At 66.8% G+C, this 20560-nt stretch carries 17 protein-coding genes; 8 read left to right on the forward strand and 9 right to left on the reverse strand.

Annotated features, from left to right (window positions below; genetic code table 11):
- The first annotated feature begins 38 nt into the window (after nt 1–38).
- A complete protein-coding gene (locus tag Q8T13_09535; GenBank protein MDP3717990.1) occupies nt 39–1829 on the forward strand; it encodes an acyl-CoA dehydrogenase family protein in 1791 nt (596 codons plus the stop codon).
- An 11-nt stretch (nt 1830–1840) separates the two neighbouring features.
- Here Q8T13_09535 and Q8T13_09540 read toward each other — a convergent pair whose 3' ends face one another.
- Both Q8T13_09540 and Q8T13_09545 read right to left on the reverse strand, forming a co-directional pair.
- Nucleotides 1841–4324 carry a sulfatase-like hydrolase/transferase gene (locus Q8T13_09540; GenBank protein ID MDP3717991.1) on the reverse strand — a complete coding sequence of 828 codons (2484 nt, stop codon included), beginning with the start codon at nt 4322–4324 and terminating at the stop codon, nt 1841–1843.
- Nucleotides 4321–4638, reverse strand: a complete 318-nt coding sequence (locus Q8T13_09545) for a hypothetical protein (GenBank protein ID MDP3717992.1) — start codon at nt 4636–4638, stop codon at nt 4321–4323. The genes Q8T13_09540 and Q8T13_09545 overlap by 4 nt, the downstream gene beginning before the upstream one ends.
- A gap of 169 nt (nt 4639–4807) precedes the next feature.
- On the opposite strand from Q8T13_09545, the gene Q8T13_09550 reads away from it, so the two are divergent.
- Genes Q8T13_09550 through Q8T13_09570 form a run of 5 tightly spaced genes read left to right on the forward strand, consistent with a single transcriptional unit; the run spans nt 4808 to nt 10796 of the window.
- Nucleotides 4808–5896, forward strand: a complete 1089-nt coding sequence (locus Q8T13_09550) for a glycosyltransferase (GenBank protein MDP3717993.1) — start codon at nt 4808–4810, stop codon at nt 5894–5896.
- Nucleotides 5893–7179: a polysaccharide pyruvyl transferase family protein gene (locus Q8T13_09555; protein ID MDP3717994.1), complete on the forward strand. Its 1287-nt coding sequence runs from the start codon at nt 5893–5895 to the stop codon at nt 7177–7179. The genes Q8T13_09550 and Q8T13_09555 overlap by 4 nt, the downstream gene beginning before the upstream one ends.
- Nucleotides 7176–9068 carry an asparagine synthase-related protein gene (locus tag Q8T13_09560; protein MDP3717995.1) on the forward strand — a complete coding sequence of 631 codons (1893 nt, stop codon included), beginning with the start codon at nt 7176–7178 and terminating at the stop codon, nt 9066–9068. Before Q8T13_09555 ends, Q8T13_09560 begins: the two co-directional genes overlap by 4 nt.
- 14 nt (nt 9069–9082) lie before the next feature.
- Nucleotides 9083–10015 carry a hypothetical protein gene (locus Q8T13_09565; GenBank protein MDP3717996.1) on the forward strand — a complete coding sequence of 311 codons (933 nt, stop codon included), beginning with the start codon at nt 9083–9085 and terminating at the stop codon, nt 10013–10015.
- 4 nt (nt 10016–10019) lie between these two features.
- Nucleotides 10020–10796 carry a class I SAM-dependent methyltransferase gene (locus Q8T13_09570; GenBank protein MDP3717997.1) on the forward strand — a complete coding sequence of 259 codons (777 nt, stop codon included), beginning with the start codon at nt 10020–10022 and terminating at the stop codon, nt 10794–10796.
- Between the two features lie 8 nt (nt 10797–10804).
- Here Q8T13_09570 and Q8T13_09575 read toward each other — a convergent pair whose 3' ends face one another.
- The 3 genes from Q8T13_09575 to Q8T13_09585 are packed head-to-tail and all read right to left on the reverse strand — an operon-like array spanning nt 10805 to nt 14302.
- Nucleotides 10805–11647: an FkbM family methyltransferase gene (locus tag Q8T13_09575; protein MDP3717998.1), complete on the reverse strand. Its 843-nt coding sequence runs from the start codon at nt 11645–11647 to the stop codon at nt 10805–10807.
- Nucleotides 11647–13338, reverse strand: coding sequence for a glycosyltransferase family 39 protein (locus Q8T13_09580; protein ID MDP3717999.1), 1692 nt, complete (start codon nt 13336–13338; stop codon nt 11647–11649). Before Q8T13_09580 ends, Q8T13_09575 begins: the two co-directional genes overlap by 1 nt.
- On the reverse strand, nt 13328–14302 hold the full coding sequence (locus Q8T13_09585; GenBank protein MDP3718000.1) for a glycosyltransferase family 2 protein: 975 nt from the start codon (nt 14300–14302) through the stop codon (nt 13328–13330). Before Q8T13_09585 ends, Q8T13_09580 begins: the two co-directional genes overlap by 11 nt.
- 203 nt (nt 14303–14505) lie before the next feature.
- On the opposite strand from Q8T13_09585, the gene Q8T13_09590 reads away from it, so the two are divergent.
- Nucleotides 14506–15558 carry a serine hydrolase gene (locus Q8T13_09590; GenBank protein MDP3718001.1) on the forward strand — a complete coding sequence of 351 codons (1053 nt, stop codon included), beginning with the start codon at nt 14506–14508 and terminating at the stop codon, nt 15556–15558.
- Between the two features lie 14 nt (nt 15559–15572).
- Here the strand turns inward: Q8T13_09590 and Q8T13_09595 are convergent, their stop codons facing one another.
- Genes Q8T13_09595 through Q8T13_09610 form a run of 4 tightly spaced genes read right to left on the reverse strand, consistent with a single transcriptional unit; the run spans nt 15573 to nt 19271 of the window.
- Nucleotides 15573–16067, reverse strand: coding sequence for a carboxymuconolactone decarboxylase family protein (locus Q8T13_09595; GenBank protein ID MDP3718002.1), 495 nt, complete (start codon nt 16065–16067; stop codon nt 15573–15575).
- Complete coding sequence (locus Q8T13_09600; GenBank protein MDP3718003.1) at nt 16064–17350, reverse strand: aminotransferase class V-fold PLP-dependent enzyme; 1287 nt, start codon at nt 17348–17350, stop codon at nt 16064–16066. Before Q8T13_09600 ends, Q8T13_09595 begins: the two co-directional genes overlap by 4 nt.
- A complete protein-coding gene (gene rsmH, locus Q8T13_09605) occupies nt 17347–18273 on the reverse strand; it encodes a 16S rRNA (cytosine(1402)-N(4))-methyltransferase RsmH (protein MDP3718004.1) in 927 nt (308 codons plus the stop codon). The genes Q8T13_09600 and rsmH overlap by 4 nt, the downstream gene beginning before the upstream one ends.
- Before the next feature lie 14 nt (nt 18274–18287).
- Nucleotides 18288–19271, reverse strand: a complete 984-nt coding sequence (locus Q8T13_09610) for a metallophosphoesterase (protein ID MDP3718005.1) — start codon at nt 19269–19271, stop codon at nt 18288–18290.
- A gap of 62 nt (nt 19272–19333) precedes the next feature.
- Here Q8T13_09610 and Q8T13_09615 point away from each other — a divergent pair, with 62 nt between their 5' ends.
- Nucleotides 19334–20560 (forward strand): CotH kinase family protein, encoded by a 1227-nt coding sequence (locus tag Q8T13_09615; GenBank protein ID MDP3718006.1) that lies wholly within the window; start codon nt 19334–19336, stop codon nt 20558–20560.

A 20560-nucleotide genomic window follows, 5' to 3' on the forward strand; every position in this document is an offset into this window, starting at 1 on the left:
GCGTCCGGCTTTAGCCGGACCGGTTGGGGAGAGACAATATGGCAAGCGCGACGACGGGGACGATGGCACGGGGCGGTTCGTGGCTGATTGAAGAGACGGCGCCGGCTTCGGTGATGACACCCGAGAAGATCACCGAAGAACACCAGCTGATTCGCCAGGCCGCCTCGGAGTTCATCGCCGGCGAGGTGATGCCGGCCAACGAGCGCCTGGAACAGAAGGACTGGGCACTGCAACGAGAGCTCATCAAGAAGTGCGGCGGGCTGGGCCTGTTCGGCACCAACGTTCCCGAAACCTATGGCGGCGTCGACCTCGACAAGATCTCGACGTTGGTCGTGTCCGAGGAGATCGCCGTGCATGCCTCGTTTGGCGCCACTTTCGGGGCGCAGGCCAACCTCACCATTCTGCCGATCTTCATGTTCGGCACCGAAGCGCAGAAGCAGAAGTACCTGCCGGGGCTGATCTCGGGTGACATGGCCGGCGCCTACTGCCTGAGTGAGTCCGGGGCTGGCTCTGACGCGCTTGGCGCGAAAACGCGGGCCATGAAGCAGGCCGACGGCAGTTTCGTGATGTCCGGCGAGAAGATGTGGATCACCAACGGCGGCTTCGCCGACGTGTTTGTCGTGTTTGCCAAGGTCGACGGGGAACACTTCACCGCCTTCATCGTCGAACGCCAGTGGCCCGGCGTCTCGAGCGGCAAGGAAGAGCACAAGCTCGGCCTGCACGCCTCCTCGACGACCCCGGTCATCCTGCAGGACGTGAAGGTGCCGGCCGACGCGGTGCTCGGCGAGATCGGCAAGGGCCACAAGGTGGCCTTCAACGTGCTCAACTTCGGCCGCTTCAAGCTGGGCGCCATGTGCTCGGGCGGCGCGCGCGCGGCGATCGGCGAGGCCGCCAAGTACGCGGTGTCGCGCAAGCAGTTCGGGGTCTCGATCGCGACGTTCGGCGCGATCAAGCACAAGCTGGGCGAGATGACGGCGCGGCAGTACGCGCTCGAAAGCATGATGTACCGGACCGCCGGGCTGATCGACCAGCGCATGGCCGGCGCGGTCGACAAGAAGGCCGACGACCCGGCGCCGATGCTGCAGGCGCTCGAGGAGTTCGCGGTCGAAGCGTCGATCGCCAAGGTGCTCGGCAGCGAAACCGTGGATTACATCCTCGACGAGAACCTGCAGATTCACGGCGGCAACGGCTTCGTGCGCGACTATCCCGCCGAAGGCCACTACCGCGATGCCCGCGTCAACCGCATCTTCGAGGGCACCAACGAGATCAACCGCCTGCTGATCCCCGGCATGCTGATGAAGAAGGCGCTGAAGGGCGAGTTGCCGCTGCTGGCGGCCGCCAAGCAGCTGCAGGACGAGATCATGAGCCCGTCGATGGCGATTCCGGAGGCGTCGGACGAGCCGCTGACAGACGAGGCGCGCGCCTGCGGCGTCTTCAAGAAGGTGGTGCTGCTCGTGGCAGGCACCGCGATGCAGCGCTACGGCACCAAGCTCGAGCAGGAGCAGGAGGTGTTGAGCTACCTCGCCGACACCCTGATCGACACGTATGCGGCCGAGAGCGCGGTCCTGCGGGCACAGGACGCCGCCGCGCGCAAGGTCGCAAACGCCGACGCGCATGCCGATGCCGCGCGGATCACCACCAACGAAGCGGCCGGACGCATCGAGCTGGCGGCCCGCAGCTGCCTCGCGGCGATGGCCGAAGGCGACACCCTGCGCACGCAGCTGGCGGCGCTGCGCCGGTTGATGAAGGTGACGCCCGTGAACACCGTGACCATGCGCCGGCGCCTGGCCGATGCCACCGCCGCCAAGGGCGGGTACTTGTTCAGTTAGGGGAGTGTTGTTCAGGGTGCCGGGGTGAACCGGTACTCTGCCGCAATCTGGCCGATGTGATCGCGCATGAGCCGCCGGTTCACGGTGCGAATCACATCGGTCATCGTCTGCCGCTCCAGTCGCCCATCCGCCCGCATCTCGAACGCCAGGTCCATGCCTTGCACGGCATCGGCGATATAGAGCGATCGCCCGTTGTGGCGGAGCAGCGCGTAAACGGGGCCATAGCTGGACGACAACAGGAATGAGTCGCGGCGCCGCACTGGCGGGGCCTGGCCCGCCGGCGTGAACAGCGGCACGCCGTACAGGTCGCCGAGATCGCGAGGCGGCTGGCCGGCAAGGGCATACAACGTGGGGGTGACGTCGGTCGACAGCGAGACGGCTGATGGCTCGGCGGTCATGGCCGAACGCAGGGCCGGCGGCAGGTGGATGATCAGCGGGATCTGCACCACTTCCGGATAGAGCGTGTAGGCATGACCCCAGCGGCCGTCTTCGCCTAGTGACTCGCCGTGATCCGAGGTCAGGATCACCACGCTTCTGTCATACCGGCCGGTCTGCTTCAAATAGCCGATGAACCCGCCGAAACAGCGATCCATCGCCGACACCTGCGCCGCATAGCCCGGCACAAACCCGGGATAAGCCGAGGCCGGGGTTGCGGGATCGCGAATCAGGCGCGCCGTGTGCAACTGCAGCGGCCGCGTCATGGCGAAGATGGGCCGTGGGTCGCCGGTGGTCGCATCCAGGCGGGACTGCAGCTCGCTGACGGTGGCGCACACCGTGTGATCCATCTCGTCGATCTGCTGATCCAGGAGTGTCGTCGCCGGCGTGGGCCGGAACAGGTTCACCAGGTGGTCGTCGCTCATGAAGCGCCGGTAGCCGGCGCCATCGAGCAGCTTCTCGAGCGTGTTCATGGGCGAGAACGGCTCGATGTATTGCTTGTGCAGCATCATCCCGCCGGTCCACAAGGCGGGCACCGACAACCCGGTCGCGCCGTAGCGGCTGAAGGCGCGCTCGAACACCACCGACTCGGCGGCAAACGCCTGCGTGGCCGGCGTAAAGGTGACAGCGGCGTTGTAGGGCGACAGGTAGTCACGCCGCAGGCTGTCAACGATGAAGAGGAAGACGTGAGGGGGCGGGGTGGCCGTGGCGTGGAAGGCATCGACGAAGTTGACGTCAACCGGCGACGCCGAAATTCGGCCAAGCGTCGAGTGGGCCTTGAGAAAGCGGTACAGGTCCGCATCGGCACCCGCGTTGGTCTTGAGCAGGCTGCGCAGCAGCTGATACGAGCCGTCGAGGGCCGAGAATCGGTCGAGGACGAACTCCGGATCGAGGGTTGCCTCGCCGCTCCACCGGGCCACGCGCGTGGCGGCCGGCGCCGCAGCCAGGCCCACCAGCACCATGGCGACGGCCAGCCGATCGCAGGTGCGGCGGCTGAGCGGCGGGACGATCCTGGCCAGCCGTGGCAGGGCGAGGCTGGCCCAGCCAAGCGCCAGCGCCCAGACCAGCGTGACACCAAGCTTCTGCAACAGGAAGTTCCAGTCAAAATGCGCGACCGCGGTCCTGAGCGCCAACGCGATCAGCGGCAACAGGATGAGGCCAGGGACGACCAGGAAGCGGTTGGCGATCGGGCGGAACCACAGGTCCACCGCATCCGGGGAAGCATCGCCGCCCCGCACCGTCTGTTGCCAGGCCACGCCGGACCAGATGGCGACGAACAACCCGCTGAGACCGCCAGACAGCACCCACGACTCGGCCGACTGGAACGACAGCGCCGACGCGACCACGCGGTGAAACACGAAAGCCAATGCGCCGGCACAGAGCGCCGCCAGCGTCCAGTACTCCGCCTGCGGCCGTCGTAGCAGCGCCGCCAGCGCGACGGCGGCAGCCGCGATCAGGTAGATGAGCGCAAACACCATCAGGTGCGACAACAGCGAGACCACGACCGCCAGCAGCAGCGCGGCCCACGACAACTCCACGCCGACCGTTCGCGGAATGTACCAGGGAATCAACCACACGTATGCGAGCCAGACCGCGATGGCTGCGGTCGCGGCGCCCCTGAACAGCCGCGACGGCTCGATTGGCTGCAACGCCGGCCGGACCGCCGTGAGGTGGTCGACCACGGCGAGCGCGAATGGCGGGACCAGGCAGAGCATGGCCAGCAGCAGCGTGCGGGAATTGGGTCCTGCGAGCAGCAATACCGGGTTGACGAGCAGCCAGACGCCAAGACACACGTTTGCGCCAAGGTAGATCGCCGCCACCACCCGCTGGGTGGACGTGCCTCGCCGCAGGGCGGGAACCAGCGTTGGCGTGGTGATCAGCACCGTCAGCCAGAACCATTGGTGGTGCGTCGCGGCCACGTCCGGAATCCAGCCGACCAGTTGAGGCTTGATGAACTGCGCGTACGCAAACGAGCTGTAGCTCAGGAGGCAATAGACACAGGTGCCGACGAAGTAGGTGGCATTCAGCAAGCGTGCGATGCCGATCACTGCGCCCGTCATGGCTGCTGGTCGAGGCGCCGTCGCGCGTCGGCGTCGCGTGGATCAATCGCCGCGGCGCGCAGGTACTGCGCGCGCGCATCGGCCGGCCGCCCGGCGGCGTCGTAGGCGGCCGCCAGGTCCAGGACCAGTTCCACGTCGCGAGGCGAGCGCGCCAGGCAAGCCTCGAGTCCGGGGATGTCCCGTGGCGGGTCGAGCTCGCACCGGACACCATCCGCCGACGCCTCGTCAGACTGCGAACGGTTCACCAGCACCACGAGGCCAAGAATCCCCAGCGTGCAAAGGAGCCTGGAAACCGCTGCGATCGCCTGTTTCATGTGATCTTGCTGATTATCGGGCCGTCGTGGCAATTCCGTGAGCCGCGCGGAAGGGCGCGGAGCGCCTGGAACCTGATTCGCGGCTAATGTCAGGTACACGCCGAACCGAAAGAGAAGAGGTGCGGAACCAGCTGGACGCTCCACCCGGGATGGCCGCGTGACGGACTCGATGCGTCGTAGCCGCGTGCTCTACGTGACCAGCCGGGAACGGACCTACGCTCGCAACCAGACGCTCGTCCGCGCCCTCGAACACCATGCCGAGGTCGAGGTGATCGCGCCGGCTGGAGACGGGCGCGGCGCGCAACGGCGCGTGGCGTACGCCTGGGGGCTGGTCCGCGTCATCATCAGCGTCCTGGTCCGTGCCCTGCACCCGACCCGCCGCCGGGACACGCTGGTGGTCGGGTTTCTCGCCCAGCCACTGACCGTCGCCCTCAGGCCTTTCTGGCGTGGACGGTTCGTCGCCGATGCCATGGTCTCGGTGTACGACACGGTCTGTGGAGACAAGCAGCTGGCGGCCCCGGATTCCACCCTGGGCCGCCTCGCCCGCTGGCTTGACTCGTACCTCGTTCGCCATGCGGACGTGCTGATCTTCGATACGCAGGCTCACCGCGAGTACTTCCAGACGCTCCTCGGCGCCCTGCCGTCATCAGTCATCGTCCCGGTCGGGTCCCGGCGGCTCAGTCCCGCCCGCAGCGCCACGACCCCCTCGGATCGGCTGCAGGTCGTGTTCGCAGGCTCCTATGTGCCCCTGCAGGGGGCGCGCGTGATCGCCGCGGCGGCGCGGTTGCTGAAGAACGATCCGATCGACGTCACGATGATTGGCACCGGGCAGGAGTTCGACGAGGTGGTCGCCATGGCGCGGCAGGGTGACCTGCCGAACGTGCACTTCGTGGGGTGGATCACCCTGGCCGCCCTGGACGACTGGTATCACCGCGCGGACGTCATTCTCGGGATCTTCGGGCCCACGGACAAGGCGCAGCGCGTCATCCCCAACAAGGTCTTCGAAGCGCTGTCGATCGGACGGCCGGTCATTACGAGCGATACGGCGGCCATCCGGGAACTGTTCGTCCCGGGCCGCGACCTGATCTGCTGCGCCGCCAACGACCCGGCGTCGCTGGCCGATGCCATCCGGTGGGCGGCTGCGCACCGAGCGGAGCTGCAGGCGATCGCGGACGCGGGTCAGGCAGCCTTCGAGCAACGCGCGTCCGACTCCGCCCTGGCTGCGGCCCTTCAGCCGGTGTTTGGGCAGGCTGGATGACGACAGGGCCGGCCAAGCGGGTGCTGATCATCAACCAGCACGGCGACAACCGCGGCGACGAGGCCGCGATGCGCGCCACGATTCGGGCGATCGACGCGCGCTTCCCGGGATCGTCGTTCACCGTGCTGATCCAGGTGCGCGAGCTGCCGGCGGCGATGACGACCCCGGCCGTCACCTTTCGATCGATATACCTGTCGCTGGCCGACGCCGCCAGGCTGGCCATCTACGCCGCGCTTGCCACCTTCGGCATGCGAGTGCCAGTGCTCCTCTCGGACGCGACGGCGGCGATGGTCGAAGCCTACCGTTCGGCGGACGTGGTGATCACGGCGCCGGGCGGCCCCTACTTCGGCGATTCGTACGTCGACCATGAACTGGTGCACTGGTTCCATGTCTACCTGGCCCGTCTTCATGCCACCCCGGTCTTCCAGTACGCGCCGTCGTGCGGCCCGTTCCGGATCCGTGCGATGAACTGGTTCAGGCGCCGCGCCTACCGGTGGATGGGCGTGCTGGTCGTTCGCGAAGAGGTGTCGAAGGGCTACCTGCAGACGCTGCTGGGGCCGACAGCGCCGATTCACGTCACCACCGACGCAGCCATCCAGGACCGTGTCCCGCCGGCCTCGCGCGAGACGTACTTCGGCGCTGACCGTGCGCACCTGCGCAAACGCTTCATCGTCGCCGTCACCTTGCAGCGCTATCGTTTCCCCGGCGACGCCGATCGCCTGGGCCGGCAGGCCGCGTTCGAGCAGGCGGCGCTCGCGTGTCTCGAGCACGTCGCGTCGCGAACGTCGTGTCACTTCCTGCTGTTCCCCCAACTCTGTGGCGTGGCCAGTAACGACGTCGCGTTCCACCACTACCTGGGCAGCCGGCTTTCGACGGGAATCAGTTGGGAGATCGTTGACCCGGCTCTCGACTCGGACCAGCAGCGGGCGTTGTTCGGCCTGGCTGATTTCTGTATCGCCAGCCGCTATCACCCGCAAATTTTCGCGACGAGCCACGGTATTCCAGGGCTCTTCATCGTGTATGAACACAAGCAGGTGGGCTACCTGCGGCAACTGGGACTCGACCGTTACACGTTTGATATTCGCCAACTTGACGTGGTTGCCATGACGGCGGCTCTGGACGAGGCGCTCGACCGGCGGGCGGAGCTGTCCGAGGGCTTGCGGCAGCGCATCGAGCCGCTGCGAGCCCTTGCGGGCCTGACCACGGATCTTCTCGAGGACTTCGCGACGGGCCGGCCCCTGCGGCCCGCTGACGGCGTCGCGATGGGAGCGAGGCCGTCATGATGTTGCTGGCGGGCTCCACCGGTACCACCATCGAGCAACTGCACGCGTGGCTCGATCGGCTGGACATTCAGCTGCCTGCGGCGCGCTCGATGTTCGGGGGCTCCACGGCGGGCCCGGCAATTTCTCTGGTGTCAGACGGCGGACCAGTTGGCACTCTCACGACGTTCGCGAACGGGTGCCTGGCCTACTCGGGCGTGTTCCACGATCCGCTCCCAGAGGGAGAGCCCAGGGCCGACCTCACCAATCCCGTCGCCGTGTCGGAGTGGCTGATTGACCGCTACCGGCGCAAGGGACCCCGGTTCCTGGACGGCCTCCTCGGACACTACGTCGTGGTGCTGGTGGATGACGCCCAAGGCGAGGTGCTGCTGGCCGCAGACCCCTACGGCGCACGGAAGCTGTTCGTGGCCGAGCGAAACGGAACGCTCACGTTCTGTTCATCGCTGGCTGGCCTCGCACGAAGCAGCCCGGCCGGCATTCCGTTGGACCGCTCGCTCGAGGATTGCCTGCTGTCGCTCGAGTTCCTGCCGTGGGAGCGCACGCCGCTGGCCGGGGTGAAATACCTGAAGCCGGGCACGATTCTGCGGGTCTCGGGTGGCCGCATCGCGCGAGACGAGGTGAAGGTTGCGGGGTTTGCGGACGCCGCGGCGGCCGCCGGTCTGCAATCCGAAGACGCGCTGTGCGGGGCGCTCGACGAGCTCCTCCGGACCTCGGTCCTCGATCAGGCCCCGGCCGGCCAGAAGGTCGCGGTTCTCCTGGGTGGTGTCGACTCCGCGCTGATTGCTTCCTACCTGGCACGCGCGGGTCGCGAGGTGGAAACCTTCACGTTTCACTTCGACGACAACCGCTACAACCAGGCATTCTGCGACGAGCTGGCCGCGTTGCTCGGCATTCGCCACAACTGGGTGGCGATCACGCCGGACGTTATCCGCCAGGGTTTGACGGGGTACAGCACCGTCTTCAATCAGGTGTCCGCCATTCCTCACTACCTGATCCAGACCGCCCATGTCTGCCGAGCGATCAGGGCCAGGGGCTTCACCCGCTGTCTTACTGGGGATGGATGCGACGAGATCTTTCTCGGCTATCCGTCGGTGTACCGGCGCGCGCGGCTGTTCATGCGGCTCCCGTCGGTGCCGCGAGCCATCACGCGCACCGCGGAGACCCTGCTCGCCACTCCGCTGGTCGAAGACTACGCCGGCCACGTGGCTCGCTTCTCCCGGAACTACCTTCATATTCTCAGCCGGGCACAGCCCGCTCGAGGCCACATCTCGAATCGCATCTTCGACGAGTATTCCCTGCGGCGGCTGCGCGCGGAGCCGCCGCCGCCTCAGGACGACGAGCCTGAAGGGATCCTCGGCACGCTGGCGCACGGCCTGGAGGGGCTGTCTCCGTTGCGTCTTGCGTATCACGGGAAGGCCGCGGTCGGCCTGAACAAGATCAAGCTGGAGGGCAGTGCCGGGGACGCTGGTGTCACGCTTCTGTCGCCATATCAGCATCCCCGCATGACCGCGTTCGGGCGAGCGTTGCCCGAAGCATTGTTGCGCAACGCCAGTGATGCCGGCACCGCAGCAACCGGGAAGTACATCTTCTTTCGTACCATTGAGCGCAAGGACCATCTGCCGCGACACATGGTGTATCAGCGCAAGGCCTCGCCGGTGAACGCACCGGTCGACTACTGGTACATGGGCGAGCTGCGCCCGCTCATCCTCGACATGTTGAAGGACCTTCCGTTTCCCTACGATGCGGCCTACGTCGAGCGCATGCTGACCATGAAGGGACCGGAGGAGTGGTTCCGCTCGCGGATCTCCCTGGCGCGTTCCGTTCTGCATCCCGTGGCGATGCTGGCGACCTATGCCAACCTGAATCGCACCATCCGTTCGGGGATCCGGTGACGGCGAAGCTTCGAATGTTGGCCCAATGGGGGCTCGGCATCGCGCTGGCCGGCTACGTGGTGTGGTTTGTGCTGGACCATCGCGAGGTGTTCTCGCAGCGATTCGCCGGCACCACCCGGCATGCGGTCCTGCTCGCCCTTGGCATCGTCGCGACCTATACCGTGAATTCCCTGCAGACGCTCTTGCCGCTGCGAGAGCTCGGCGTGCGCGTCGGCTTCTGGGAGAACTGGCTGTTGACGCTGGCAGCGGGCTTCGGTAACTACCTGCCCCTGCGCGCCGGGACGGTGCTTCGGATGCACTACATCCGGTCGGTGCACGGCGTGGGGTACCTGCAATACGGCGGCATCCTTGGCACTCGCGCCCTGCTGTTGCTCTGGGCGGCGGGCGGCGTCGGCCTGGCCGGTGCCCTCGCGATGGCGCTGGCGCAGCAGGCGCTCCGCATCGAGATCGTGCTGCTGTTCGCGGCGATTCTCGCTACCGGCATCGCGCCCTTCCTGCTGCCGCTCGATCGAGTGCTGCCGACCGGCGGCGGAGGCGGGCAAGTCGCCAAGCATCTGGTCGACGCAATTGCCCTGGTCCGTCGGAACCGGCGCATGACGGCGTGGTACCTGGCGCTCATCGTGCTGCAGTTCGGGATTCTCACGGCCCGCCTCAGCGTGGCGTTCGACGTGATCCAGCACCGCCCGGCCTGGTGGACCTACTTCTTCCTGAGCCCGGTGGCGGCGATTCTGTCCTTCATCAACATCACGCCCGGCAATCTCGGCCTGCGCGAATGGCTCATCGGCGTGCTGACGGCGTGGCTGGGTGCCGACTATGCAGCCGGAATCTTCGCGGCCGCGGTGGACCGTGCGATGCTGGTGGCACTGACGCTTGGTTTTGGCGGCCTGGCCTTCGCGATTGTCGCGGTTCGCCTCGGTCGGCATACCTCCGACCCCGCATCATCTTGAGACCATGGCTGAGAGCGGACCGACGGTAACGGCGCGCGTCAGGGCGCCGCTCTCCCCAAGCGCCCGACTGCGGTCCGATGTGATCTTCCGGGTGCTTGGCGAGATTCCCGCCGCCCGCTCGTTTCTCGAGGTCGGGTGCGGCCAAGGGGCGCTGGCGACGCTGCTGGCCGAGCGATACGACTACGTCGGCTACGAACCGGACGAGGCTTCGTTCGCCGTTGCGCGAGCGCGGCTCGCCGCTGGCGCGCGCGGTGCAGTGTGGAACACGGTGCTTCCAGAGCGCCCTGACCGGACCTTCGACGTGGTCGCCGCCTTCGAGGTGCTCGAGCACCAGGAAGACGATCGGGCGACGTTGGCGTCGTGGGCGCGCTGGGTGCGGCCGGGTGGCCACCTCATTCTCAGTGTCCCGGCGCATCCCCATCGTTTCGGGGCCGCCGACCGGGATGTGGGCCATTTTCGCCGATACACCCGCGCCGGCCTGCAAGCCCTCCTGATGTCGGTTGGCCTGACCGCGTCAAAGGTCGTCATCTACGGATTCCCACTGGGGTACGGGCTCGAGTGGGGACGAAACACAATCGCAGCGCGGCGAGCGACGAAGGTGCCCACGACAGCCGAGCAACGCACCGCCGCCAGTGGACGACGGCTGCAGCCGCACGACGGGTTGGCGCCGGTGATCTGGCTGGCGACCCTCCCGTTTCTGTTCATGCAGCGTCCCTTCGGCTCGAGCGAACTCGGCACCGGTTTCGTGGTGTGCGCTCAGGCGCCGGCGACGGGGCGCTGACCGGGCGGCTACGGGCGCGCCTGACGCTTCGCGTGATACCTTGCGAAGCGCTCCGCGGTCAGGCGGCGTTCCCTGGCCTTGCGAACGCTCAGCGGAACGAGCCGGTTCCACGCATAGCGGGCGACGAGCGGAGGCAGGCACTGCAGCGCGGAGAGCGCTCGCTTGAGCGCGTTCGGCTCGTAACTCAGCAGGTAGTTGGAACGCGTGTGCCGCTCGACGCGCATGCCTCGCCTGAACGCGAATAGCAGGACGTCGAGCGTTCCCGTTCTGCGTTGACGATCGCCGAACCACGCGATCTCGGTCAGGAATGTCGTGTGGCCAGACTCGATGTGCTTGGTCGCGCCCTTGAGCACCCGAAGCTCGGCGCCCTCGACGTCGATCTTGACCAGGGTCGGCACGCCCGGCCGATAGTAGTCGTCCAGCGTGACGAGCGGCACTGCCGTGGGCCGGTAGTCATCCGACCTCTCGGGAACGGCGAACAGGCCCCCCGAGATCTGCGATCCGGTGACGTAGAACGACGCTGATTCGGCTTGCCTGCGGTCGGCCTCATCGCTGGCCGCGGCGTGGACGCAAGCGATCGCGTTGGTGGACGTGCCCGACCACTGCTGGACGTTGTCCTTCAAGAGCGCGAAGCGGCTCGGATCGGCCTCGATGGCCACGATGGCCGCGTCCTGAATCAGCCGATTGACATGGAATGTGTAAACGCCGTGCGAGGCTCCCACATCAATGAACAACCTGGTCGAGTGCAGCAGCGACCGAAGCCGGGTGAACTCCCGCTGGTCATAGGCGTCCTCGCTGAAATAGGTCCACGCCAAATACTCCTCGTGTTCCTTCATCGCCTTCTCACTCATCAGAAGCCCCGGTAGAGCCGCCCGGTTGGCGGCGGATATGGAGGAACGCCACGTGCGCTGCTGGTGCGGAGCATCACGTCCTGGGCGACCTCTGATCGAAACGACACCACCCCGGCGCCGAGTTCCACCGTCGCACCAGGCTGGTGAAGCGCGTTGCCGACGGCGACGGGAGCGCGGCTATGGAGCTGATAAAGCCCCGCAATGAGTACCTCCCACGTAACCTCGCTACCAGGCTGAAGGTGCATGGCGGTACCCGCGACATGAATCGGTCCCCAGTACGGCACGAAGTGCGCGCGAAGCACGGCCGCGTCCTCGCCGAGCAGCACGTCGGTGCGCCCGCGACCGACCAGGGAGGGATCTGCCAGGGCAGCCGAGAGCGCAGGCACGTTCACCAACAGGAACTTCGGTCCGCGCGCCCGCAACAGGCTGGCGAACACCGGCCGGCCCTCTTCCCGATAGCGCTCGATTCCCCAGCTGCTCATGAAGAACCCGACCCTGGGAAATGACGCGATCATGCCATTGCGGTCGATGTAGGGAACGGGTTCGGGAAAGATCTCATGCACCGCACCAACGACCGCACGCTGTGCGGCGGTGTCGTCCCGCGGGGCTGTGGCAACGAAGGACCGCACGGACACCGCGAGTGCGAGCGTTGCGGCGATCGTGACGGCGACGCTGCGGTAGCCACTCATCCACCGACTACGTGCCAGTTGGTCGAAAGTCCAGGCGCACAGGACGAGCGCCGGGGCCATGACCACGACGTAGAAGTATGGAAAGGCGTTCCGATAGACGACCACCGAGAGCAGCGGCACCACCAGGACGAGCAGAGCCATGGACTCGGGTACTTGTCGTCGGGTCAGGATCCGAACAGCGAGCAGGACCACGGCGGAAGTCAGCGCCGTCCACTGGACCAGGTTGGCGATGACGGTCTCCCGGAACTCCCAGTACCTCGGGAACAGGACATCGGGTCGAATCGCCCGGCCCGCGGTCGATTGGAGAGAGGTGACCGCCGCCGATACGCTGGCGTTGACGACGCCTGACTGGTGCCAGAGGTACAGCCCTACGGCGGTTGCGACCGTCGCGCCCACGAAGAGCGCCGCCTCGCGACGGGCGTCAGCGCCGCGCCAGTCCCGCGAGTGATGGGTGAGCAGGACGAGGGCGAAGACCGGCAGGAACAACGCACTCTTGATGGTAACGAGCAGAGCGACGCCGACGAGGACGGCGGCGGCGCCGGCCGCCATCATCCGCCGAGCCTCGCTCTGCACGAGGACGAGTGCGGTCATGAGCAAGAATACGCTCAAGCCGTCGGTTCTGAACGAGGTGCCGTGGGCCAGGACGTTCGAGTAACCAGCGTAGCAAAGGACGGCGAAGAGCGCCCCGTTGACCGAGGCGACCCGGCGCCCGAGGGTGTAGACGCAGGTGCAGGTCCCGACGAGAAGGATCAGGTAGGCGGCGCGCGCGGCGACGACCTGGTCGACTTCGTGCGCCGCAATGCCGGTGAGCCAGCCGAACAAGTGCACGTGGAAGCTTTGACGGGTCGCCGACAGCGTGCCGCGCGCGTGGTCGTGGACAAACGAGAGAAACCAGAACTCGTCCCAGTTCACGTTCTGGTGCGGCAGCAGATAGGCGTGGGCCCCCAGCACCAGTCCGAGGGTGGCCACGATCAGGGCCCGGGTGGCGTGGTTACCGGTCATCCGCCGACGCGCCGCGCTCCGCGTCGAGTCGCGTCGCGCGTTCGAGTTCGCGCACTTTCTGAAGCGTGATCTCGATCAGCTGCCGGTTGAAGTTGATCAAGTCCGCCACCAGGCCAATGAGCAGCGTCACGCTGCCCAGGATCACCAGCACACCGCCGAGCACGAGCGACTGAATGTGTCCTCGCCCACTGCCATCCAGCCAGAAGTAGAGGAAGCGAAGAATGGGGATCGCGCCAATCGCAAACAGCACCGCACCGATCGACAGGAAGGTGGCGAGCGGCTTGTACATCGCGTACATGCGCACCATCGTGGCCAGGGAGCGCGCGATGAAATGCGGTATTCCCTTGAACAGCCGCGAGGGCCGCGTCGGCGCATTCGTGCGGACCGGGACCGAGGTGATCGCCAGGTTCTTGCGGCCCGCCTGGATCAGCATCTCGATCGTGTAGCTGAACGGCGACACGATATTGAGGTGCAGTGCGGCATGGGCCGAGATGGCCCGGAAGCCGCTCACGGTGTCGGGCACGTCGGTGCCCGACAGCGCCCGCACGACCTGGCTGCCCAGGTGCTGGAGCCGGCGCTTGAGTGGTGAGAAGTGGCCGACATCCTGGGTCCGCCGATCGCCGACCACGATGTCCGCCGTGCCATCCAGGATCGGTCGAATGAGGCGGGCGATGTCCTGGGCGTCGTACTGATTGTCGCCGTCGGTGTTGACAATGATGTCTGCGCCGAGCGACAGGCAGGCATCGATGCCGGTGCGGAACGCCCGCGCCAGCCCCTTGTTGTTCGTGTGCCTGACGATGTGGTCGACGCCGAGTTGCTGCGCGACCCCGACGGTGTTGTCGCTCGAACCGTCATCGATGACGAGAATCTCGACGCGATCCACGCCGTCGATATGGCGGGGAATGCCGCGGATGACCGCCGGGAGGGTGCCTTCCTCGTTGTAGCAGGGTACCTGAACGATCAACCTGACCGGCCGGCGCGGCGCCGGCGCGGTTGGGACCTGGCGCGAGTCAGGGCTGGTCCCGGCAGGTCGTTCGCGTTCTATCACGGCATTTCACTTATCGAACTGTGCGTCGCCCCCCATTAGCTGCTGCACATGACTGCACACGGACCCGTTCCGCGATCACAGCCTTTGACGCCGCGTGGCGCAGCGACTACTGTCGCCGGATGCGATCACTCTCCCTGCTGCTTTTCACACTGGCACTGGTCTCCGGCCAGCTGGCGGCTCAACCAGGCAACCTCCAGTCACTGCTCGAGACGGAACTGGCGGGGATCCCGGCGACCACCGGGGTCTACGTCAAGCACCTGGCGACGGGCGAGGCGGCGGGGGTCCGCGCGGATCAGGACTTCTCCACCGCCAGCGTGATCAAGGTGACCTTCATGGTGCGGGCCTACCAGATGGCCGATCGCAAGCAGCTCGATCTCGACCAACGCGTGACGCTGACCCGGGCGCACCTGCGCCATGGCACCGGCGTGTTCCAGTACCAGGACGCCGGTCTGCAGCCGACGCTGCGCGACGCCATCACCCAGATGATCATCACGAGCGACAACACGGCAACCGACCTCGTGTTGATGAAGATCGGCGGACCGGCCGCGGTCACCAAATGGCTGGCCGACACCGGCTACCCGCGGCTGGCTGCCTACGGGCGCCCGCACGACTACCGGCGCGACCTGCTGGCGATGCTCGACCCGGCCTTTGCGCGCCTGACGGCGGAGGAGACCTCGGGCTTGATGTACGCCTCGGACCGCAACCCGCTGTTTGGCCGCTACGGCGACCTGTTCACGGGACCGCGCGCCAAGTGGGTCGAGACGGTTCGTGCCCCCGCGAATCGGCAGCGGCTGGCACGGGAGCGCGAAGAGCGGACGTCCACGGATCGCAAGTTCTGGCTCGGCAGCATGACACCGCAGGAGACGGCGCGACTGCTCGAGAGCATCGAGCGCGGCACCGCCGCTTCACGCGAGAGCTGCGATGCCATGCTGCTCGCCTTGCGGCGGCAGCAGCTGGGGACCCGCCGGCTCCCGCATTTCCTGGACGTCCCAGTGGCGCACAAGACCGGCGACGGCGGCACGATCGCCAACGACGTGGGCATTGTCTACGCGCGGTCGGGGCCGGTCGTGGTGGCGTTCTTCGCGAACAGCGTGACCGGCTCGTACGCCGAGGCCGAGGATCGGATCGGCCGGCTGGCGCAGAAACTGGTCGACTACTTCGATCGGCGCTAGGGAATGCCGGGCGGCTACGCGCCCGCGGGGGTGGCCTGGCTGTTCAGCACCATGGCCAGCAAGGCGTAGTAGCCGCAGATGCCGATGGCGTCGAGCACGCCCTGCTCGCTGACGGCCTGGACGGCGCGGACGCGGACCGCCGCGGGCGGCTTGGTACGGTCGTGAATGGCTCGGCAGAGGTCATAAAGGGCGGTCTCGTCCTCGGCGAGGCCTTCCGGCCGCCTGCCGAGCGCCAGGGCGTCGAGCACGCCTTGCGGCACGCCCGCCTCGAGCGCGATCGGCGCGTGCAGGTCCCATTCGTATTGTTGCTGCCAGTGGGCGGCCGTGATCAGGATGACCAACTCGCTGAGGCGCGGCGGCAGGGCGCTGCGGTAGCGCAAGTACTCGCCCATGGCGCTGGCCCGGGTCAGCAGCTCGGGACTTCCGAGCAGGGTCACGAACGGACCGAACAGGTCGGTCCCCCGCAGCCGCCGGAACTCCTCGACCGCCTGCCGTTGCGCGGGTGTCACGCCGACGGCACGCCGTTCTTCAGCAGGTCTTCCATCGCCGCGGTAAAGGTGTCGATCTCCTCGAGCGGGGTGTAGATGTTCGGCGTCACGCGCACGCCGTTGTACTCGGGCCGGGAGATCGCCGCGGTGATGATGCGGTACTTGCCCCACAGGAAGTCGTAGATCTTCGCGGCGGGCACGTCCTTCACGCCGACGCAGGCCACTCCGTACACCTGGTCGAGGTCGGTGTGCATGATGATGCGAGGGTTGGTCTTGAGCTTGTTCGCCCAGCGCAAGGTCAGGTAGCGGAGGCGCGCGCCGACCCGTTCGGTGCCGATCGCCTGGTGGAACGCCAGCGCCTCGTTGATGGCCGCCTTGGTCGCCGCCGGCGAGGTGCCGATCTCCTCGAACTTGCGGATGTCGTTCTCGTTGCGCTCGGGCGCAGCCTGCAGCGGCCAGGTCTTCGCAATGCGATCCCGGCGGACGTAGAGGAAGCCGGTGCCGGTCGGCGCCAGCAGCCACTTGTGCAGGCTGGTGCCGTAGTAGTCCATCTCGAGGTCGCGCAGCTTGAACGGGAAGTGCGCCACCGCGTGGGCGCCGTCGACGATGGTGATGATGCCGCGGGCGCGCGCCATGCGCGCGATGTTCTGCACCGGGAAGATCTGGCCGGTCAGGTTGGTGATGTGGCAGAAGTGCAGCACCCTGGTGCGCGGCGTGATCGCGCCCTCGAGCATCGCGTACAGGCTCTCCCCCGTGGTCGGCACCGGGAAATTCACCTTCTTGATCGTGATCTTCTCGCGCCGCGCCCGCTGGTCCCATGTCGTCAGCATGCGGCCGTAGTCCTGTTCGGTAGTGAGGACCTCGTCGCCCGGCATCAGGTCCAGGCCGTTCTGCGCGATCTGCAGCGACTCGCTGGAGTTGCGCGTGATCGCCATCTCTTCAGGATCGCAGCCGAACTCCGCGGCCAGCCGGCGGCGCACCACCTCGATGTTCCGCTCGATCAGCCCACGGTGATAGACCGGCGCCTGGTTCGAGTAATCGAGGTACCGCTTGTAGGCCTCGTGCACGACGGTCGGGCTCGGGCAGCTGTTGCCGTTGTTCAGGTTGATCAGCGAGCGGTCCAGGGTGAACGCGTTCTGGATGTCGCGCCAATACCCTTCATCCGCGGCCACATCGTCGGGCGTCCGGTTGCCAAGCGCGCGAGACGCCTGTGCCACCAATTCGATGCTGTTGGAGCCAAGCGTCACGGCGGCAGCGCCGGCGGCGCCTGACAGGCGAAGAAAAGAGCGGCGGTCGGTCTTCATGGCGGGATTATAGCGGGTGCACGCACGGCCCAGCGCAACTTCGCCGACGAAGCCCGGCGATTGGCGAAGGTTTCCTCCTTTGTCGAACGCACGACCTCGCCGGCGATCCCGGCGTAGACCCCCGAGCGGTGACCGGCCTGGAAGGCCTTCTTGACGCGGCGATCTTCGCCGGAGTGGAAGGTGAGGATCGCGACCCGGCCGCCGGGGGCCAGGCACTGCGGCAGCGTCGCCAGCAGCGCGTCGAGCGCCGCGAACTCGTCGTTCACGGCAATGCGCAGCGCCTGCAGGGTCCGGCGGACCGACATTTTGACCTCGGCCTTCGACAGGTCCGGCAGCGCGTCGTGGAGCCCCAGCCGAACCAGGCGCGTGAGGGCATGCGTGGTGGCGGGGAGTTCTTGTTTCAGGATGCCGGCGATCACAGGCGCCTGCGGCTCGTCGGCATTGGTCGCGAGCAGGGCCGCGAGGTCGCCTTCGTTCAATCGCGCGATCAACTGCGCGGCCGTCTCGCCGCGAGATGGATCCATTCGCATGTCGAGCGGCCCGACACTCCTGAAACTGAAGCCTCGCTCGCCGCTGTCGTGCTGCATGGACGACACGCCAAGGTCCAACAGGATCACGTTCGCGGCGGCGACGCCGTGCGTTGCGAGCACCGCCGGCAGTTCCGAAAAGTTGGCGTGGTGGGCGACGAACGCGTCGACGCCGTACCCGGCCGCTCGAATGCGAGCCTCGGCACGTGGCAGCTCAATTGGGTCGACGTCGATGCCAATCAGCCGGCCGGCCGGCTGCACTCGTCCCAGGATCGCCAGCGCGTGTCCCCCGCCGCCGAGCGTGCAGTCGACCGCCACCTCGCCGGGGGCCGGTCCGAGGTGCCGTAAGACCTCGGCGACCATGATCGGCCGGTGGGGGGTCGGTGGCGTGATCATCGCCCTCGCGCGGGCTAGTGACAGACGTTGAGGCCGCGATCGAGCACGCTGCCCCTCGGGTCCATGAACTCCCACTCGTAGAGTGCCGGCTCCAGCTTGAGCCGCAGCAGGCCGTGCGATGAGATCAGCCGCTCTGAATGCTGCGCCGCCCGCGCGCGCGCGTACTCCGGGGCGCCGCCGGTGCCGGCAATGAACAGCCGGATGCCGCGGGCCGGATCGGATCGGCCACTGGCGTCCTGCGGCGCGTGCCGTTCGTACAGGTGATCGTGGCCCGCCACCACGACGTCGACGCCCTGCTCGTGCATCACACTCCAGAGGTCGCGCAATTGCGGATTCGGGCCGTTCGGTCCTGAACTGTCGAAGGGATAGTGCATCACCGCCATGGTGCACCGCGCCGGGTTGGCCACCAGTTCCGCGCGAACCCATTCGAGCTGCGGCGAGTTGCGACCAACCGGGATCTGCGAATTGAGCATCAACACCCGCCACGTCGACGAGCGCACTGAGTAATAGCCGCGGCGAACCGGGCCGGCGCGATCGGCGAAATACGTGAAGTAGCCATCCGCGCCCGCGGTCTGGTAGTCGTGATTACCGGGCGCCGCCCAGAAGCGCGAGCGGAAGCGGCCGAAGTCAGGATCGAAGCAGCGCTGGAACTCGTTTAGCGTGCCATCGGGATAGGCGAGGTCCCCGGCCAGGAAAATGTCGCCGCCGAGCGTGGCCATCAGCCGCGACAACAGGGGCATGGCGGGCGCGCCGCACCAGCCGGTATCGCCGACGACGTTGACCCAATTGGTGACAGGCGTCGCGGGCACAGTCGGCGTGGTCGGGACGGCCGGTGACTCGTTGACGGGAACCTCGATCGGGGTGTTGGGAGCGCCGGCCACCGGCGTGACCGCCGTGGGCGAAGCGGGTGTGCCGGCCGATCCGCCACACGCACCAATAGCGATGGCGCACCCCAGGAAAAGGGTGAGCCCGAAGGTCCGGGGCGTGGAGGGCCTCATCGTGATGTTTGACCTCAGACGGGGAAAACCCCGCCCTCCGTCCGTCTTACACATTGTGTCCCGTGTGTAAACACATCGCAACACTCGTCGTCCTCGCGATTCTGGCGGTCTCGCCGGCACAGGCTCAATCCGCCGACGAGCTTTTTGCCAGCGAAACCATCCAGCGGGTCGATCTGTTGCTGCATTCGGCCGACTGGGCCAAGCTCAAGGCCGACTTCAGCACCAACACGTATTACCCGGCCGACCTCGCGTGGAACGGCCAGACCGTGCGCAACGCCGGCATCCGCTCGCGCGGCCGCGGCTCTCGCAGCGGCACCAAGCCGGGGCTGCGCGTCGACTTCGACCGCTACGCGAGTGGCCAGACGTTCCTGGGCCTGAAGTCGTTCATCCTCGACAACCTGACGCAGGACCCATCGGGCATTCACGAGACGGTCGCCGCCGCCTTCTACGCGCGGCTCGGAGTTCCGGTGTCGCGCGAGATTCACACGCGCCTTTACGTCAACAACCAGTACGTCGGCGTCTACGCGATCGTCGAGTCGGTCGACAAGGACATGCTGGCGCGGATCTACGGCTCGATCGACGGCAACGTGCAGAACGACGGCTACTTGTTCGAGTTCAAGTACCAGGAGGACTGGCGGTTCAGCTATCCCGGCAGCAGCCTTGAACCCTACAAGTTGCTGTTCGATGCAAAAACCAACGAGACCAAGAGTGATGAGGACAAGTACCGCGCCATCGAAACCCTGGTGCGGCTGACCAACGAGACGCCGCCGGACCGAATCACGGATGCGATTGGCGGGTTGCTCGACATTCCGGCCTTCATCCGGTTTGTCGCCGGCCAGAGCTTTCTCGCCGAAACCGACGGGTTTGTGGGCGCCTACGGCATCAACAATTTCTATCTCTATCGTCTCGAAGACCAGAACGTGCATGCGCTGATTTCGTGGGACTCCGATCACACGTTCTGGGGCGCGGAGTTCTCGCTCGATCTGGCGTGGGCGGGCAACACGCTGATCGACAAGCTGATGGCGGTGCCCGAGTACCAGGCCCTTTACCTGAGCGAGGTGACGCGCGCCGTCGAGCTCGCCGAGGCCGACGGATGGCTCGACACCGAAATCATCAGACAAGTGCAGCGCATCGACGCGGCCATGAGGGAAGACCCTGCGAAGCCCTGGTCGAACGCCACCTACGAGGGGTCGGCCGGTGTGATGCTGAGCTTTGCGCGGGCGCGCCTGACGTTCGTGAAGTGCGAGCTCGAGCGAGGAGCCGGCAACAGCAGTTGCCGGACGCAATGA

Source organism: Acidobacteriota bacterium (assembly GCA_030697165.1).
Classification (GTDB): domain Bacteria; phylum Acidobacteriota; class Vicinamibacteria; order Vicinamibacterales; family UBA2999; genus 12-FULL-67-14b.